We start from the raw sequence: 16,953 nt of genomic DNA, 5'->3' as shown, positions 1-16,953 counted from the left end.
GGCGATGTAGAAACTCAGAGCGTACGCATCAGCCAGTCGCGAAACGCCTTCAGCGACGCCAGCGACTCATTGCGCGCCGGGTACACCAGGTAATAGCTGCGCCGGCTGCTGATCGGTTCGCCCAGTTGCAGCAGCTCGCCGTTGTGCAACTCATCCTCCACCAGAATTCTCGGCACCAGGCCGATGCCGATATTGGCGCGCACCGCCTGGATCAAGTGCGAGGTCATCTCAAAACTCGGCCCGATGCGCATGCTGCGATGGGGCAGGGCGTGATGACTGAACCACTCGGACCAGGCCTGAGCATTGCTGCTGACGTTGAGCAGCAGTTGCCCGGCGATATCCTTGTCGGCAGCCAGGCGTTCGGCATCGGACAGCTGCGTGCTGGCGATCACCACCAGTTCTTCGGTGTGCAGGCGGTGGGCGGTCAGCCCCGGCCAGTCACCGCCACCGACGCAAATCGCCGCGTCGATTTCGCTGGCGTCGAAGTCAATGGTTTCGATGCGTGAATGCAGGTGCACCGTCATGCCCGGGTGCGCGGTGTAGAAATCCTTCAAGCGCGGCAGCAGCCATTTCGAGCCGAAGGTCGGCAGGGTCGCCAGGCGCAAACTGTGGATGCCCGAGCCAAACGCCATGGCCTGCAACGTCGCGCTGCGAATCTGGCCGAGGGCTTCGGACAGTTCGCGTTGGTACATGCGCCCGACGTCGGTAAGGATCACCCGCCGGCCTTCGCGACTGAACAGGCGCATGCCGAGCATCTTTTCCAGAATCTGCACCTGCCGGCTGACGGCGCTCTGGGTCAGCGACAGTTCGTGGGCGGCGCGGGTGTAGCTTTCATGGCGCGCGGCGGCTTCAAACGCCAGCAGCAACGACATCGAGGGAGTGAGGGTTCGCGGATTCATTCGTTTTAGTCATGGATTGCGGGTCGATTTTACGGTTGTCCCGGCATCGATCTGCAATGAACATAAGGCCTATGAGATGGCGGGAGCGTGACGCAATCATTCATTGCGCACAACTGTTCACCGCCACACGGCCCGTTTTTGACCGAGATTGCCCTCCCGATGATTGCCCAGCTGTCGCCTTCCACCGCGCTGAACACCGATTACCAACAGTTTCTCAAAGCCCTTGAAACCAGCGGCTTTCGCGGCGAAATCAGTGCCGACTACGCCAGCCGCGTGGTGCTGGCCACCGACAACTCGATCTATCAGCGCTTGCCGCAAGCGGCGGTGTTCCCGCGCGACGCCGACGATGTGGCGCTGCTGGCGCGTCTGATCGCCGAGCCGGCGTACCAGAAAGTGGTGATCACGCCTCGCGGCGGCGGCACTGGCACCAACGGCCAGTCGTTGACCGACGGCATCGTCGTCGACCTGTCGCGGCACATGAACCGCATCCTCGAAATCAACGTTGAACAGCGTTGGGTGCGGGTGCAGGCCGGCGTGGTGAAGGATCAACTGAACGCCGCGTTGAAATCCGCCGGGCTGTTTTTCGCCCCGGAACTGTCGACTTCGAACCGTGCAACCGTCGGCGGCATGATCAACACCGACGCCAGCGGCCAGGGCAGCTGCACTTACGGCAAGACCCGCGACCACGTGCTGGAGCTGCACATGGTCCTGCGCGGTGGGGAGCGTTTGCACGGCCGCCCGCTGGAAGAAAGCGAACTGGCAGCGGAATGCGCCCGCGAGGGCCGGGCCGGCGAGGTGTATCGCTGCGCGCGGCAGATCATCGATGAGCAGGGCGAGCTGATCCGGGAAACCTTCCCCGACCTCAACCGCTGCCTGACCGGCTACGACCTGGCGCACCTGCGCGAGGCCGACAATCGTTTCAACCTCAACAGCGTGCTGTGCGGCGCTGAAGGTTCGTTGGGGTTTGTGGTCGAGGCCAAGCTCAACGTATTGCCGATCCCCAAGCACACGATGCTGGTGAACATTCGCTACGCCGGCTTCATGGATGCCTTGCGCGATGCCCGGGCGCTGATGGCGCTCAAGCCATTGTCGATCGAAACCGTCGACTCCAAAGTGCTGTTGCTGGCGATGCAGGACATCGTCTGGCATGGCGTCGCCGCATACTTCCCGGAAAGCGCCGAGCGGCCGACGCTGGGGATCAACCTGGTTGAGTTTTGCGGTGACGATCCCGAGGAGCTGCAAGGTCGGGTCGAGGCCTTCGTCCAGCACCTGGGCACCGACGCCACCGTCGAGCGCTTGGGCCACACGCTAGCTGTCGGGCATGCGGCGGTGAATCGCGTCTACGTTATGCGCAAACGCGCGGTGGGTCTGCTCGGCAACGTCGCCGGTGAAGCGCGACCTCAGCCGTTTGTCGAAGACACCGCTGTGCCGCCGCAGCACCTGGCCGAGTACATCGCCGAACTGCGCGACCTGCTCGACAGCCACCAATTGCAGTACGGCATGTTCGGCCACGTCGATGCCGGCGTGCTGCACGTGCGGCCGATTCTCGACATGAAGGATCCGCAACAAGCCGCACTGGTGCGCCCGGTGTCGGACGGCGTCGCCGCGTTGACCCAGCGTTACGGCGGCCTGCTGTGGGGCGAGCACGGCAAAGGCCTGCGTTCGGAATACGCGCCGGCCTTTTTCGGCGAGTTGTACCCGGCGCTACAAGCCTTGAAGGCGGCGTTCGATCCGTTCAACCAGTTCAACCCCGGCAAGATCGCCACGCCGAACATTCCCGGCGCGGCGTTGTTGAAGATCGACGAAGTGACCCTGCGCGGCGAACTCGACCGGCAGATCGACGAAAAAGTCTGGCAGGACTACGGCGCGGCCATGCACTGCAACGGCAACGGCGCCTGCTACAACTTTGATCCCGACGATGCGATGTGCCCGTCGTGGAAAGCCACCCGCCAGCGCGCGCAATCGCCCAAGGGCCGCGCTTCGCTGATTCGCGAATGGCTGCGTTTGCAGGGCGAGGCGGGTGTTGATGTGTTGGCCGATGCCAGCCGCCGTCCGCCGTTTTTCAGCACATTGCTGCAGCGCTGGCGCAACAGCCGTGCGCAGGAACAGGACTTCTCCCACGAGGTGTACGACGCCATGGCCGGGTGCCTGGCGTGCAAGTCCTGTGCGGGGCAGTGCCCGGTGAAGGTCAACGTGCCGGACTTCCGTTCGCGGTTTCTCGAGCTGTATCACACCCGCTATCTGCGGCCGGCGCGGGATTATCTGATTGCCTCGCTGGAGTACACGATTCCGTACATGGCGCGGATTCCGTTTCTCTATAACGGCTTGATGGGCGCCTCGTTCAGCCGTCGCTTGATCGAGCGCCTTGGTGGCATGGTCGATGTGCCGTTGCTCAGCCGTTTCGATTTCCACGCGGCGATGCGCCGCTGGCAGGTTCAGCCGGCGTCGGTCGAGGTACTTTCGGCGCTGACCCAGGCACAACGTGAACGCAGCGTGGTGCTGGTGCAGGATGCGTTCACCCGTTACTTCGAAGCACCGCTGCTGGCGGATCTGATCGAGCTGATTTCGCGCCTCGGTTATCAGGTTTATCTGGCGCCGTTCAGTGCCAACGGCAAGCCGCTGCACGTGCAGGGCTTCCTCTCGGCGTTCAATCGCGCGGCGTTGCGCAATGCCGGGCAGTTGCGCGCGCTGGCCGAGATCGGCGTGCCGTTGGTGGGGCTCGATCCGGCCATGACCCTGGTCTATCGCCAGGAATATCTGAAAGTGCCGGGGATGGAGAAATGCCCGGAGGTGGCACTGGTGCAGGAGTGGTTGCTCAAGGTCATGCCGGAGCAGGCCGATCAGCGCCGCGACGACACTTTCCGCCTGCTGGCGCACTGCACCGAAAAAACCAACGCTCCGGCCGCCACCCGGCAATGGGAGCAGGTGTTCGAGCGTGTCGGCCTGAAGCTGGCGACCCAGGCCACCGGTTGCTGCGGCATGTCCGGCACTTACGGACACGAAGCGCGCAATCGCGAGACCTCGGCGGTGATCTATGAGCAATCCTGGGCGAAGCAGATCGAGGCACCGGCGGAGAAGGGCGAAGCGCTGGCCACCGGGTATTCCTGCCGCAGTCAGGTCAAGCGCCAGGCCGATCAACAGCTGCGCCATCCGTTGCAGGTCGTGCTGGAAACCCTGCGCACAGCGTGATCGCCGTTTGAGAATCGCTAGCGATTGGATCGGCTTTTCATGTTATAAGGTAACGCAAATTATGCGACCGCTTTCGGGCGGTCGCATCGATCAACCTTTCGATTGCGATACCTCCATGACGATTGCGGTTCCCCGTTCTGCCCCCTTGGCGACTGGCCGGTTGCTGTCCATTGATGCGCTGCGTGGCCTGGTCATTCTGTTCATGTTGCTGGATCACGTGCGCGAAACCTTTCTGCTGCATCGACAGGTCAGCGACCCGATGGACATCGCCAGCACGGAGCCGGCGCTGTTCTTCAGCCGTACCTTGGCGCATCTGTGCGCGCCGGTGTTCGTGCTGCTGACCGGGTTGTCGGCGTGGCTGTTCGGCGAGAAGTACGACGGCAAGGCTGACGTCAGTGCATTTCTGTTCAAGCGCGGTTTGTTTCTGGTGGCGCTCGAATTCACCCTGGTGAATTTCGCCTGGACGTTCCAGCTGCCACCGACCGTGATCTACCTGCAAGTGATCTGGGCGATCGGCCTGAGCATGATCGCGCTGTCGCTGCTGGTCTGGCTGCCACGCTGGCTGCTGCTGACGTTGAGCGTTGCGATCATCGCCGGGCACAACCTGCTCGACGGACTGCATTTCGGAGCCGAGTCGGCGCTGCACGTGCCGTGGGCAATCCTGCATGACCGCGGCTGGATCGAGGCCGGCGAGACTTTGCGCCTGCGCACCTCGTATCCGTTGTTGCCGTGGATCGGCGTGATCGGGTTGGGTTACGCGCTGGGGCCGTGGTTCGCTCGCGCAGCCGATGCCGGCGTGCGCCAGCGCCGTTTGTTGATCGGTGGTGTCGCCGGGCTGCTGGGCTTTGTGGCACTGCGGTTGGTCAACGGTTACGGCGAGAAACCCTGGGCCTTCGGGGACAGCGGTCTGCAAACCCTGATGAGTTTTTTCAACATCACCAAATACCCGCCGTCGCTGTTGTTCATCGCGCTGACGGTGAGTGTCGGGCTGCTGCTGTTGCTGGTGTTCGAGCGTGCGCAGGATCGGCGCTGGATTCGCTGGCTGACCGTGTTCGGTTCGGCGCCGATGTTTTTCTACCTGCTGCACCTGTATGCGCTGAAGGTGCTGTACCTGATTGGCGTGGCGCTGTTCGGGCTCAATCAGGGCACCTATTTCGGTTTCTCGTCGGTGACGGCGGTGTGGCTGGCGGCGGTGGTGCTGGCGGTCGCGTTGTTCCCGGCCGTGCGCTGGTTCTCGGGATTGAAGGCCCGGCGCCGCGACATTGCCTGGTTGAAGTATCTCTAGAACGGCTTAGCCCGTTTTGCCTTCGCGGGCATTGCGGGCGAAATCGATAAACGCCTTGAGCGGCGCCGGTACGTGGCGTCGGCTCGGGTAGTACAGATGGAGGCCGGGATAGTACGGGCACCAGTCCGCCAGCACCTGTACCAGCCGCCCACTCGCCAGGTGTTCCCGGGCCATGTCCTCGAACACATAGGCCAGACCCAAGCCCTGCAATGCGGGGCCGATCATCAGGCTGACATCGCCCAGGGTCAGCGGGCCGTTGACCTCGATTTCCTGAACGATGCCACCGCGTTCGAATTCCCAGCGGTACAGCGCGCCGCTGGGAAACCGGTGACGGATGCAGGGCAGGGCGTGCAGATCCTCCGGTTTTTGCGGCGCGGTGTGCCGCTCCAGAAACGCCGGTGAAGCGACCACCACCGAACGCAGGGTCGGGCCGATCGGTAGTGACACCATGTCCGCCTCCAGCCGATTGCCGAACCGCACCCCGGCATCAAAACCGCCGGCGACGATATCCAGCAGCGCGTCGCTTTCGACCACTTCCAGGCGGATGTCCGGATAGGCTTGCAGGAACGCCCCGGCAATCGGCAGCAGCACCAGTTCGCACGCTTGGCGCCCGGCAGTGATGCGCAGGTTACCGGAAGGTTTGTCGCGAAAGTGGTTGAGGTCTTCGAGGGCGTCGTCGATGTCGCGAAACGCCGGTTTCAGCCGCGCATACAGCCGTTCGCCAGCTTCGGTCAGGGCGACGCTGCGGGTGGTGCGATTGAACAGGCGCACGCCGAGGCGATTTTCCAGCGCTCGCAATGAATGGCTCAGGGCCGACGGTGTCAGGCCCAGATCCACCGCTGCACGACTGAAATTCAGATGCTGGGCAATGCAGAGAAAGATCGACAGATCCGCCGTGGACGGGTTTTTCATTTGTGAGCGCCTTTCACAAAGTCATGCAAATTTGTTGGGATTATCACATCAGTAGCACGGCTTTAAAGTCGACTCAACTCATCAAGAAGGCCCGGCAATCTCGCCAGGGTCACCGACAGGAGGAGTTGATATGCGTACCTGGCTCATTACCGGAGCTTCCCGTGGTTTTGGCACCCTTATCGCTGAACAGGCCCTGCGTGCCGGTGACGCGGTGATTGCCACCGCCCGCAACCCGCAAGACATCACCGACCGCCTCGGCGATCACCCGAACCTGCTGGCGGTGCGCCTCGATGTCACCCGCGAAGAAGAAGCCCACCAAGCGGTGGCTGCAGGCATCAAGCGCTTCGGCCGTATCGACGTGCTGATCAACAATGCCGGCTTCGGCGTGTTGGGCGCCGTTGAAGAAACCAGCGCCAGCGAAACCGAGCGCCTGTTCGCCACCAACGTGTTCGGTCTGCTCAACGTCACCCGCGCCGTGCTGCCACATATGCGCGCCCAGCGTAGCGGACGGGTCATCAATATCTCGTCGATTGGCGGTTATCAGGCTTACATGGGCTGGGGCGTCTACGGCTCGACCAAGTTCGCGGTGGAAGGCATCAGCGAAGCCCTGCATCAGGAACTGGCGCCTCTGGGCATCCATGCCACGGTGGTCGAACCGGGCTTCTTCCGCACCGACTTCCTCGACGAGCAATCGCTGATCAAGACCGCACTGGTGCTGCCGGATTACGACGAAACCGTCGGCAAGATGCGCACGTTTGCCGAAGCGGCCAACCATGCACAACCGGGTGATCCGCTGAAGTTTGCCGAAGCGATGCTGGCGCTGGTCAACGCACCGAACCCGCCGCAGCGGCTGGCGCTGGGCAGCGACACGATTGCGCGGATCGAAGCGAAGAATCGTTTGGTGGCGCAGGAGTTGGCCGAGTGGAATGAGCTGGCGTTGTCCACGGATTTCAAGGACTGACACAAAACCTGTGGGAGCGGGCTTGCCCGCGAAGGCGGAGTGTCAGGCACCTTAAACGGAGACTGACACTCCCTCTTCGCGGGCAAGCCCGCTCCCACAGGGTTTATCGGATCGACCGGATCAGCGGCGATCCAGCCACACCGTCTGCGCATTGCAGAACTCGCGCACGCCGAAGTGCGACAGCTCGCGGCCGAAACCGCTTTTCTTCACGCCGCCGAAGGTCACGCGCGGGTCGCTGGCGGAGTAGCCGTTGATGAACACGCCGCCGGTTTCCAGTTCGCTGGTCAGTTGCTGGGCGAGGGCGACGTTGGCGGTGTAGATCGTGGCGGTCAGGCCGAACTCGCTGTCGTTGGCCAGGGCCACGGCGTGAGCGCAATCGCGGGCGGTAATGATAGAGGCCACCGGGCCGAACAGTTCCTGCTTGAACGAAGTCATGCGGTCGGTGACGTCGGCCAGTACGGTTGGCTCGTAGTAGTTGCCTGGGCCTTGGCCCTTGCCGCCGCCGAGCAGCAGGGTGGCGCCTTCTTCCAGGGTGTCGCGCACTTGTTGATCCAGTTCGTCACGCAGATCGAAACGAGCCATCGGGCCGATGTAGTTGTCGGCGGACAACGGATCGCCCATCTTCAACTGGCGGGTGGCTTCGACGAATTTGCGGGTGAATTCTTCGACCACGCCTTCTTCGATGATCAAGCGTTTGGCGGCGGCGCAGACTTGCCCTGAGTTCTGGTAACGACCGATGACTGCGGCTTGCACGGCTTCGTCGATATCGGCGTCGTTGAGCACGATGAACGGGTCGGAACCGCCCAGTTCCAGCACGCATTTCTTCAGCGCGGCACCGGCCTGTGCGCCGATGGCCATGCCGGCGCGGACGCTGCCGGTCAGGGTCACGGCAGCAATGCGCGGGTCAGCAATGGCGGTGGACACGCCTTCCGGGGTGACGTTGATCACTTCGAACACGCCATCGGCAAAACCGGCGCGGGTGAAGGCGTCGCGCAACAGATAGGCGCTGCCCATCACGTTCGGCGCATGCTTGAGCACGTAGGTGTTGCCGGCGATCAGCGCCGGGACTGCACCGCGCAGCACTTGCCAGATCGGGAAGTTCCACGGCATCACGGCGAGGATCGGGCCGAGTGGGCGGTACTCGATGCGCGCCTTGCCGCCTTCGACCGGCGTCGCTTCGGCGTTGAGCATGGCCGGGCCGTGTTCGGCGTACCACTCGCAGAGCTTGGCGCATTTCTCGATTTCACCACGGGCCTGGGCGATCGGCTTGCCCATTTCCCGGGTGATCATGGTCGCCATGTCTTCGCTGCTGTCACGCAGCGCACCGGCCAGGGCGGTCAGGGCGCGGGAGCGATCCTGCAGCGGTTTGCGTTTCCACTTGTTGAAGCCGAATGCGGCGCGGGTCAGCGCGGCGTCGAGAGCTTCGGCGGATTCGAAGGCGTAGTGACCGATCTGCTCGCCGGTGGCGGGGTTGATCGAGATGGCGTGGGTCTGGCTGGAAATCGGGCTCATGGCATCGTCCTGCGAGGTCAGTGGATGCGCTCAGAGTAGGGTGGCGTTTGGTTTCTGGAAACTGAATAATAAAGAGCGTTTCTTTCACGATTGGAGAATGACTGTGGATCTGGTGCAACTGGAAATCTTCAAGGCCGTTGCCGAGCACGGCAGCATCAGCGCGGCGGCGGCGCAGATCCATCGCGTGCCGTCGAACCTGACGACGCGCATCAAGCAGTTGGAGGAAGACCTGGGCGTCGACCTGTTCATTCGCGAGAAAAGCCGCTTGCGCCTGTCGCCGGCCGGCTGGAGCTTTCTCGAGTACGCGCGACGGATTCTCGACCTGGTGCAAGAAGCGCGAGCCACGGTGGCCGGCGAGGAACCGCAGGGCGCGTTCCCGCTGGGGTCGCTGGAAAGCACGGCGGCTGTGCGCATTCCCGGATTGCTGGCGACCTATAACCAGCAACATCCCAAAGTCGATCTGGACCTGTCGACCGGGCCGTCCGGGACGATGATCGACGGTGTGCTTTCCGGGCGACTGGCGGCCGCGTTCGTCGACGGCCCTGTTTTGCACCCGGCGCTGGAAGGCATCCCGGCGTTCGAAGAGGAAATGGTCATCATCTCGCCGCTTCATCACGGGCCGATCCAGCGTGCTGCGGATGTGAACGGCGAGAACATCTATGCGTTCCGCTCGAACTGCTCCTATCGCCATCACTTCGAAAAATGGTTCAGCACCGATGCTGCGGTGCCGGGCAAGATTTTTGAAATGGAGTCCTATCACGGCATGCTCGCCTGCGTCAGTGCGGGTGCCGGCCTGGCTTTGATGCCGCGCAGCATGCTGCAGAGCATGCCCGGTTGCGCGACGGTAAGTGTCTGGCCGCTAGCGTCGGATTTCCGCTATCTGACGACGTGGCTGGTATGGCGGCGGGGCACGGTTTCGCGCAGTCTGAGCATGTTTGTGCGCTTGCTGAAAGAGCGCGGTGTGGTGCGCGCAGAAGAGAATTGACACGTTGTGTCATGGTTGTATCTTAGGCGTCCTGTTTCGCAATATAAAAAACTATACAGCGCTAACGATTAGCCAGAAGGAATCAGCGATGACCACAGCCCTGAGCGGAAAAGAAGCGGTAGGTGAGCGTTTTGTGCTGGAAACCATGCGCCACGCCCAGCAGTTGACCTGGAAGGCCGTGGACGAGATCGCCAAGGCGATCAAACCCGGGATGCGCGAGTCGGAAGCCCATGCACGGGGCAAGGAAATCCTCGTTGAACTGGGCATGGACCGGATCTGGCATCCGCTGTTGATCCGCTTCGGCGCCAACACGCTGAAGACTTTCAAGGAACGTTCCGACGGCGATCCGGTGCTGGGCGAGAACGACATTTTCTTCATCGACATGGGCGTGGTCTGGGAAGGTCACGAAGGCGATGCCGGGGCGACGTATGTCACCGGTTCCGATCCGCAGATGATTGCCTGCGCGGCGGCCTCCAAAGACCTCTTCGACAAGGTCGAAGTCTTCTGGCGTAAGGGCGTAACCGGTGTCGAACTGTACCGTTACGCCACCGATCAGGCCGAGACGATGGGCTGGAAGCTGAATCTGGACATCAAGGGCCACCGGGTCAGCGATTTCCCTCACGCGATTTATCGGGGTGGCAATCTGGGTGACTTCGATCAGGCTCCGAATGCCGGTGTGTGGATTCTGGAAATCCAGATCGAACACCCCGAGCTTCCGTACGGTGCTTTCTATGAAGACCTGCTCATTTGATTGAATAGCTTGCCCGGTTCGGAGATTCGCCGAACCGGGCATTTTTTATTGGCCGTCGATGCTGCGGGGCAGGTCGAGCGGATTACCGTCGCGCAACACCTCCGGCAGCAACGCATCGGGAAAGCCCTGATACGCCACCGGCCGCAAGAAACGCTCGATTGACGTCATGCCGACCGAGGTGAAGCGACTGTCTGAGGTGGCCGGGAACGGCCCGCCGTGTACGGTGGCGAAGGTCACTTCCTGCGGATGGGCGAAGGCGTTGACCACGATGCGTCCGGTGCGGCGTTCGAGGATCGGCAGCAGACGCCGGGCCAGATCCAGATCGCGATCTTCAAGGTGAATGGCTGCGCTGAGCTGACCCTTGAACGAACGGGCAACTGCCAGCAGCTCTTCCTCATCGCTGACCGTCACCAGCAGTGCAGCCGGGCCGAACACTTCATGGGCCAGCGCGGTTTCGTTGAGAAAGTGCTGGCCACCGACTTCCAGCAACGCCGAGCGGCCCTCAAACTGGCCATCCGACGGCGCGCCGACCGCCACCAGATTCGCCCCCACGCTTTCCATTGCCACCAGCCCCTTGACGTATGAACCGTGAATCCCCGGCGTCAGCATCGTGCGCGCCGGCGCTTCGCTGACCCGCTTGATCATGGCGCTGCGCAGCGCTTGCAGACCTTCACCCTCGACCGCGATCAGGATCGACGGACACAGACAGGCTTGCCCGACATTCACCAGCATCCGCTCGACAAAGCCATCGCCGATTTCGCCGCCACGTGCGGACAGCGCTGCGGGCAAAATGAACGTCGGATTGACGCTGGTCATTTCGGTGAAAACCGGAATCGGATCAGGCCGCAACTGCGCGCGACGATAAAGCGCCATGCCGCCCAGCTCTGAACCGGTGAACGTCACCGCTTTAATCAAAGGATGATCGACCAGCGCCTCACCGATGGCATTGCCGCCACCGCGCACCATCGAAAAAACACCCTCGTGCAGGCCATGCGTCTGCACCGCTTTACGAATAGCGCGAGCCTGAATTTCCGAGGCGCCGGGATGCGCGTTATGGGCCTTGAGAATCACCGTCGCACCGGCCGCGAGTGCCGATGCGGTGTCGCCGCCGGCCACCGAATAGGAGATCGGAAAATTGCTCGCACCGAAGATCGCCACCGGGCCGATGGCGACTTTCTGCAGGCGATGATCCATCCGTGGTCGCGGCTGGCGATCAGGTTGCGCCGGGTCGATCGCCAGTTGCAGAAAGCGCCCCTTGCGCACCACCTCGGCGAACTGACGGAACTGGGTCGCGGCCCGGGCGGCTTCGCCTTCGAGCTGCGCCTGAGGCAGGCCGGTTTCCAGCGCCGCACGGGCGGCCAGTTCCTCACGGACGGCGTCGAGATTGTCGGCGATGCTTTCCAGAAACGCCGCGCGTTCGGCCAGCGAGGTGTGGCTGTAGCTGTCGAAGGCCGCATCGGCGAGGGTTGCCGCCTGATCGACCTGCGTCGCACCGCCGAAGGCGAATTCCGGTTCGATCAGCGTATTGGTTGCCGGATTCAGCGCCTTCATCGTGCCCTCGGTGGCGTGCACGTCAGCGGCGCCGATCAGCAGGTGGCCGGTCAGACTCATTTCGCTTCACCCTGCGACTGAAGAGTGGCGATCAGTTCGTCTGTAGTGGTGATGACATGAGCGAACGTCGGGCCGTTGAGTTCGTGGGCAGCGTGCATCATTTCTTCCTTGAAAGCGGCAGTGGCATCGCGCACCAGCGTGACGTGATAGCCGAGTTCCGATGCATAGCGCGCGGTGGCTTCGATGCAGGTGTTGGCCAGCAGGCCGACGATGATCACATGGGTGATGCCTTGCTGTTTCAGGCGAAAATCCAGGTCGGTGTTGGCGAAACCGCTGGAGCCCCAGTGTTCCTGAACCACGATGTCGCCGTCCTTCGGCGCGAAATCCGGGTGCCATTCACCGCCCCATTCGCCGCGCGCGAAGTGGTGCATGTGCATGATCTTTTGTTGGGTCGGGGTTGGGTGATCCCAGTTCTCGTAGTCGCCTTTGACCCAGCGGTGATGGGGTACGATGACGACCGGAATCGGCAGGGCCCGCACGGCGCGATCGAGTTTGCGCAGGTTGTCGAGCAGACCGTTCTGCTCGGCCATCGGCTTGATCAGCGGAAAGATCTTGCCGCCGTCCGAAAGAAAATCGTTGTACGGATCGACCAGCAGGTAGGCGGTTCTGTCGAGCGGATAGAGAGGTTTCGACATGACGATGTACTCCGGCAATGAGAGTGATCGATGCTCAGGGCTTGTTCCCGCATCGTGTTGATATGATAATCATAGTAACTGTGAAAGAGGCAAGCCCTGATGGCTGTAAACGATAGTCTTCCCGACACGCTGTGCCCGATTTCCCGGGCCGAGTCGATCGTCGGCGACCGCTGGACGGTGCTGGTTTTGCGCGAATTGTTCATGGGCAGCCATCGCTACGACGAGATCCTGGCCCAGACCGGCGGTACGCCGCAGATGGTCGCCGCCCGTCTGAAAAGCCTGGAGGCGGACGGGCTGGTCGAGCGCCGCTTGTACAACGAGCGGCCGAAACGCTACGAGTACCACCTCACCGCGAAGGGCGAGGCGTTTTACCCGGTGGTGATTGCGTTACGCGCCTGGGGCGAGACCTGGTGCAAGTCGCCGGAGGAAGGGCTGGCGGTGAACATGACCCACAAGAATTGCAACCACAGCGCCGGCCTCGGGCCGTTGTGCGATCACTGCGGTGAGGTGTTGCGCCGTGAGGATCTGATCAGCCAGCCGCAAGAGGCGTACGCCGCGGAACGACAGGCGCGGCGTGAGGCGTTCAAGGCGAAATAGGCGATTCCAGCCAACGCAAAAAAGGCCCTCACTTTCGAGGGCCTTCGTGTATCAGCGCAAAACGGATGACTTACAGATTGTTCACCAGCTTTCCGGAGGTCAGCCGCCGACGATAAGCACTGTCACGGGTCGCCAGCCAGAAATACAGCGGCGAGGTCACCAGCAGGCCAACCAGCCAGGACAGGTCCGCGCCGTTGATGTGTGCCGACACCGGGCCGACGTACAGCGGCGTGTTCATGAACGGAACCTGCACCGCGATACCGATCGCGTAAGCCAGCAAGGCCTGCGGGTTGTAACGGCCGTAGATGCCGCCATCGACCTGGAAGATCGAGCCGATGTCGTACTGGCCTTTGTGGATGGCGTAGAAGTCGATCAGGTTGATCGCGGTCCACGGCACCAACACCACCAGCAACACCAGCACCATGTCGACGAAGTGGCCGATGAAGTCTGCCGAAGCGCCGACCGCAGCGAAGCAGCAGGCCAGCAGGACGATGATCGAAATCACGGCGCGGCTCTTGGCGGTCGGAATCCAGCGGTAGGCAAAGGTCTGCACCAGCGTGATCAGCGACAGCACTGCGCCGTACAGGTTGAGGGCGTTGTGGCTGATCACGCTGAGCAGGAACAGCACCAGCATCAACGGGCCGATGGCGCCGGTGGCGAGTTTCACCGCGTCCATGGTGTCCATGCCCACCGGGGTTGCCAGTACGGCGACCGCGCCGAACACGAACGACAGGCTCGAACCCAGCGCCGATCCCAGATAGGTCGTCCAGAAGGTCGCCGCCACCGGCACATTCGCCGGCAGGTAACGCGAGTAGTCCGACACGTAAGGCGCAAACGCGATCTGCCACAGCGCCGCCAGCGACACGGTGGCGAGCCAGCCCGAGATGTTGAAGCTGCCGCGAGTGAGGAAATCATCGGTCTGGATGTGGGTGAGGATGTAACCGAAACCGACCACGATGCCGATTCCCAGCACCCAGGTGCCGATGCGGTTGAGCACGTGGATGAAGCGGTAACCGATGATCCCGATGATCCCCGAACCCAGCGCGCCGATGACGATGCCGACCGGCACCGGAACGCTGTCGACCACGCCATGCAGCGACTTGCCGGCGAGCACGATGTTGGAGGCGAAGAAACCGATGTACATGACGCCGGCGATTAACACCACCAGCAGCGCGCCGAGGGAGCCGAACTGCGCGCGGCTCTGGATCATCTGCGGAATGCCCATCTGCGGGCCCTGCGCCGAGTGCAGCGCCATCAACACACCGCCGACCAGATGGCCGACCAGAATGGCGACGATGCCCCACACCAGGTTCAGGTGAAACAACTGCACGCCGAGGGCGCCGGTGACGATGGGCAACGGCGCGATATTGCCGCCAAACCAGAGGGTGAACAGATCCCGAACCTTTCCGTGGCGATCTTCGGGCGGCACATAGCCGATCGTGTGTTTCTCAATGAGCGGTGCGGACGTTGTTGCAGAGGTGGCCATGACGAACTCCAAGGCAAGGACGAGTACGTGGACGTACTTCAGTGAGCGCCGGCACGGACGGCGCATTTCTTGTTGGGGTTGATCATGGGCAAGGAAAGGGGAGAGATAAATTAGTAGTTTTGTTGCTTCAGGCGTTAAAAAAACGAGGCTCTCCGGTCAGTTGAAAACGCTCTGTCTCAAGTGTTTTAGCGCCATGAACGACAACGCAGCTGATCTCCATCGGAGCAGCTGTCTGTCGGTGAACCTGTGGCTTGGCTGCGGGTTGAGTCCAGCAGCCAGACCGGTTTTTTCAGAGGCGAATCGAAGCCAGCATTCGTTGCAGCATCTCATCGCAGGCCGTGAGCTGATCGACGCTGACGAACTCGTCCGGCTTGTGGCCCTGATCCATGCTGCCGGGACCGCACACCACCGTGGGAATCCCCACCGCATCAAACAGTCCGCCTTCGGTCCCAAACGCAACAGTGCCGAAATCGTCCGAGCCACAGAACGTGGCGATCAGTTCCGCAGCCTGGCTTCGGGCATCCGTCGCCAGCCCCGGATACGCCGACAATTCGCTGAACCGAATATCGCTCTGCTCGTTGACTGCCCGCATGCGCGGCAGCATTTGCTGCTCGGCGTAGGCCTTGAGTTGTTGGGCGACAAGCGCCGGATCCTGCGAGGGCAGGGCGCGGATTTCGAAGTCGAAACGGCAATCGGCGGGAACAATGTTCAGCGCCTTGCCACCGTTGATCACGCCGGTTTGCACCGTGGAGTACGGCGGGTCGAAACGCGGATCGAAGTGTTCATCCTTGAGTTGCCGACCGATGCGTCCCAGCTCGCCGATCAGCTCGGCGGCGCATTCGATGGCGTTCACTCCAAGTGGCGCGTAGGCCGAGTGACAGGCGTGACCCTGGACATCGCAGCGCATCGCCAGCTTGCCCTTGTGCCCGAGTACCGGTTTGAGTTCGGTCGGTTCGCCGATGATGCACAGCAGCGGTTTGACCGGACGCTGCTCCAGCACTTTGAGCAGCGAGCGCACACCGATGCAGCCGACTTCTTCGTCGTAGGACAGGGCAATGTGCACTGGCAGTCGCAGCGGTGCTTCGATCAACGCCGGCACCAGCGCCAGCACGCAGGCGATGTAGCCTTTCATGTCCGCCGTGCCGCGACCGTAAAGCTTGCCGTCGTGCTCGCTGAGTTCGAACGGCGGCAGCGTCCACGGCTGGCCATCGACGGGCACCACATCGGTGTGCCCCGACAGCACGATGCCCGGCTGATCGGCCGGGCCAATCGTGGCGAACAGATTGGCCTTGCTGCGCTCATCGTTGTAGATCAGCTCGCACGGCACATCGAAACTTTCGAGGTAGCTGCGCACGAAGTCGATCAATTGCAGGTTGGACTCGCGGCTGGTGGTGTCGAACCCCACCAGCGTCTTGAGCAACGCGACGCTGTCGCTCATCGGTCGTCTCCGGCAACCCCGTAACCCGGCGCCTTGGCCGGGTCGAGGGCGCGGTCGATGTAGTCCTGAAGCTGCGGGCGATAGGCGTCCCAGAGTTTCTGCAATTGGCCGATCGGGTCTTCATCGGCCCAGTCCACCCGCAGGTTGACGATGGGCCAGGTCAGTTCACCGACCACGACCACGGCTGCCGAATGCACCGGGCCTGCTTCACCGCCCAGGGCCTGAGCGGCGTGCAGGGCGTTGATCAGGCGATCGGCCAATTGACCTTCGCCTTCTTCGAACGCGCTGACCATGGCTTCGATCACCGAGCGCCCGGCGAGCATGTTGCCCGCCGCCACGCATTGTTCGCCTGACACGGCGTTGTGCACGCCGAGGGTCTGCGCGCCGCTGAAATGCGCGGTCTGGCCGAGGTGGTTGATGGCCGTGATCTGCCGGTACTGACTGTAGCCGTTGCAGGTCAGCACCTTGTCCAGCGCCGCCTCGGGCGCCAGGCCTTGTTCCATCAAGGCGAGCACTTCCGGGCCGAGCGACGGCAGGGTGATGTTCTGGCTCGACACCGCGCCAACACCCGGCAACAACCACGGGCAACGGGCGCCGACGGCGATGCTGGAGGAACTGATGGCGATGCCGAACTGACCGGTTTCGGGGCAACGGGCGGCGATGGAAAATGTCATGTGTGGCCTCCTTTCGCT

14 protein-coding genes are annotated in these 16,953 nt (G+C 62.5%); 6 read left to right on the top strand and 8 right to left on the bottom strand.

Translation table 11 applies throughout. The features are described 5' to 3' along the window. Positions 1-14: 14 nt before the first annotated feature. Positions 15-899 (bottom strand): LysR substrate-binding domain-containing protein, encoded by an 885-nt coding sequence (locus LOY31_RS16880; RefSeq protein ID WP_221535721.1) that lies wholly within the window; start codon positions 897-899, stop codon positions 15-17. A gap of 159 nt (positions 900-1,058) precedes the next feature. Between LOY31_RS16880 and LOY31_RS16875 the strand changes: the two genes are divergently transcribed. Together LOY31_RS16875 and LOY31_RS16870 are read left to right on the top strand one after the other, a co-directional pair. Further along, positions 1,059-4,088 carry an FAD-binding and (Fe-S)-binding domain-containing protein gene (locus LOY31_RS16875; RefSeq protein ID WP_221535720.1) on the top strand — a complete coding sequence of 1,010 codons (3,030 nt, stop codon included), beginning with the start codon at positions 1,059-1,061 and terminating at the stop codon, positions 4,086-4,088. 115 nt (positions 4,089-4,203) lie between these two features. Next, positions 4,204-5,373: a DUF1624 domain-containing protein gene (locus LOY31_RS16870; RefSeq protein WP_221535726.1), complete on the top strand. Its 1,170-nt coding sequence runs from the start codon at positions 4,204-4,206 to the stop codon at positions 5,371-5,373. 6 nt (positions 5,374-5,379) lie between these two features. Here the strand turns inward: LOY31_RS16870 and LOY31_RS16865 are convergent, their stop codons facing one another. Then, positions 5,380-6,285: a LysR family transcriptional regulator gene (locus LOY31_RS16865; RefSeq protein ID WP_085602983.1), complete on the bottom strand. Its 906-nt coding sequence runs from the start codon at positions 6,283-6,285 to the stop codon at positions 5,380-5,382. Positions 6,286-6,415: 130 nt separating this feature from the next. On the opposite strand from LOY31_RS16865, the gene LOY31_RS16860 reads away from it, so the two are divergent. Then, positions 6,416-7,246 (top strand): oxidoreductase, encoded by an 831-nt coding sequence (locus LOY31_RS16860; protein WP_085602985.1) that lies wholly within the window; start codon positions 6,416-6,418, stop codon positions 7,244-7,246. A 120-nt stretch (positions 7,247-7,366) separates the two neighbouring features. Here LOY31_RS16860 and LOY31_RS16855 read toward each other — a convergent pair whose 3' ends face one another. Continuing rightward, positions 7,367-8,758 (bottom strand): aldehyde dehydrogenase family protein, encoded by a 1,392-nt coding sequence (locus LOY31_RS16855; RefSeq protein WP_221535719.1) that lies wholly within the window; start codon positions 8,756-8,758, stop codon positions 7,367-7,369. 103 nt (positions 8,759-8,861) lie between these two features. Between LOY31_RS16855 and ptrR the strand changes: the two genes are divergently transcribed. Continuing rightward, the gene (ptrR, locus tag LOY31_RS16850; protein WP_258713616.1) at positions 8,862-9,743 is read left to right on the top strand and encodes a putrescine utilization regulator PtrR; all 882 of its coding nucleotides are present in this window, start codon (positions 8,862-8,864) and stop codon (positions 9,741-9,743) included. A gap of 88 nt (positions 9,744-9,831) precedes the next feature. After that, positions 9,832-10,494, top strand: a complete 663-nt coding sequence (locus LOY31_RS16845; protein ID WP_221535718.1) for a M24 family metallopeptidase — start codon at positions 9,832-9,834, stop codon at positions 10,492-10,494. 45 nt (positions 10,495-10,539) lie between these two features. On the opposite strand, the gene LOY31_RS16840 is transcribed toward LOY31_RS16845, so the two are convergent. Together LOY31_RS16840 and LOY31_RS16835 are read right to left on the bottom strand one after the other, a co-directional pair. Further along, the gene (locus tag LOY31_RS16840; RefSeq protein WP_221535717.1) at positions 10,540-12,105 is read right to left on the bottom strand and encodes an aldehyde dehydrogenase (NADP(+)); all 1,566 of its coding nucleotides are present in this window, start codon (positions 12,103-12,105) and stop codon (positions 10,540-10,542) included. Continuing rightward, positions 12,102-12,740: an isochorismatase family cysteine hydrolase gene (locus LOY31_RS16835; RefSeq protein WP_221535716.1), complete on the bottom strand. Its 639-nt coding sequence runs from the start codon at positions 12,738-12,740 to the stop codon at positions 12,102-12,104. The genes LOY31_RS16840 and LOY31_RS16835 overlap by 4 nt, the downstream gene beginning before the upstream one ends. A 99-nt stretch (positions 12,741-12,839) precedes the next feature. On the opposite strand from LOY31_RS16835, the gene LOY31_RS16830 reads away from it, so the two are divergent. Next, the gene (locus LOY31_RS16830) at positions 12,840-13,337 is read left to right on the top strand and encodes a helix-turn-helix domain-containing protein (protein WP_207983034.1); all 498 of its coding nucleotides are present in this window, start codon (positions 12,840-12,842) and stop codon (positions 13,335-13,337) included. Between the two features lie 70 nt (positions 13,338-13,407). On the opposite strand, the gene LOY31_RS16825 is transcribed toward LOY31_RS16830, so the two are convergent. The 3 genes from LOY31_RS16825 to LOY31_RS16815 all read right to left on the bottom strand — a co-directional run bounded on the left by LOY31_RS16825 (position 13,408) and on the right by LOY31_RS16815 (position 16,935). Continuing rightward, on the bottom strand, positions 13,408-14,823 hold the full coding sequence (locus tag LOY31_RS16825; RefSeq protein WP_221535715.1) for a cytosine permease: 1,416 nt from the start codon (positions 14,821-14,823) through the stop codon (positions 13,408-13,410). Positions 14,824-15,112: 289 nt separating this feature from the next. Further along, positions 15,113-16,261 (bottom strand): acetylornithine deacetylase, encoded by a 1,149-nt coding sequence (argE, locus tag LOY31_RS16820; protein WP_258711883.1) that lies wholly within the window; start codon positions 16,259-16,261, stop codon positions 15,113-15,115. After that, positions 16,258-16,935, bottom strand: a complete 678-nt coding sequence (locus LOY31_RS16815; protein WP_221535713.1) for a DUF1028 domain-containing protein — start codon at positions 16,933-16,935, stop codon at positions 16,258-16,260. Before LOY31_RS16815 ends, argE begins: the two co-directional genes overlap by 4 nt. Positions 16,936-16,953 lie beyond the last annotated feature (18 nt).

It is taken from the genome of Pseudomonas sp. B21-021, from assembly GCF_024749205.1.
GTDB classification, from domain to species: domain Bacteria; phylum Pseudomonadota; class Gammaproteobacteria; order Pseudomonadales; family Pseudomonadaceae; genus Aquipseudomonas; species Aquipseudomonas paraglycinae.
The sequence above is the reverse complement of the archived record's forward strand: the minus strand, read 5'-3'. Positions and strand labels throughout refer to the sequence as shown.

Coding starts and splice junctions, on each gene's coding strand:
- LOY31_RS16845 (WP_221535718.1), top strand. CDS start 9,832: ATGACCACAGCCCTGAGCGGAAAAGAAGCGGTAGGTGAGCGTTTTGTG.
- LOY31_RS16880 (WP_221535721.1), bottom strand. CDS start 899: ATGAATCCGCGAACCCTCACTCCCTCGATGTCGTTGCTGCTGGCGTTT.
- LOY31_RS16835 (WP_221535716.1), bottom strand. CDS start 12,740: ATGTCGAAACCTCTCTATCCGCTCGACAGAACCGCCTACCTGCTGGTC.
- LOY31_RS16870 (WP_221535726.1), top strand. CDS start 4,204: ATGACGATTGCGGTTCCCCGTTCTGCCCCCTTGGCGACTGGCCGGTTG.
- LOY31_RS16830 (WP_207983034.1), top strand. CDS start 12,840: ATGGCTGTAAACGATAGTCTTCCCGACACGCTGTGCCCGATTTCCCGG.
- LOY31_RS16865 (WP_085602983.1), bottom strand. CDS start 6,285: ATGAAAAACCCGTCCACGGCGGATCTGTCGATCTTTCTCTGCATTGCC.
- argE (WP_258711883.1), bottom strand. CDS start 16,261: ATGAGCGACAGCGTCGCGTTGCTCAAGACGCTGGTGGGGTTCGACACC.
- LOY31_RS16860 (WP_085602985.1), top strand. CDS start 6,416: ATGCGTACCTGGCTCATTACCGGAGCTTCCCGTGGTTTTGGCACCCTT.
- LOY31_RS16840 (WP_221535717.1), bottom strand. CDS start 12,105: ATGAGTCTGACCGGCCACCTGCTGATCGGCGCCGCTGACGTGCACGCC.
- LOY31_RS16815 (WP_221535713.1), bottom strand. CDS start 16,935: ATGACATTTTCCATCGCCGCCCGTTGCCCCGAAACCGGTCAGTTCGGC.
- LOY31_RS16855 (WP_221535719.1), bottom strand. CDS start 8,758: ATGAGCCCGATTTCCAGCCAGACCCACGCCATCTCGATCAACCCCGCC.
- LOY31_RS16875 (WP_221535720.1), top strand. CDS start 1,059: ATGATTGCCCAGCTGTCGCCTTCCACCGCGCTGAACACCGATTACCAA.
- LOY31_RS16825 (WP_221535715.1), bottom strand. CDS start 14,823: ATGGCCACCTCTGCAACAACGTCCGCACCGCTCATTGAGAAACACACG.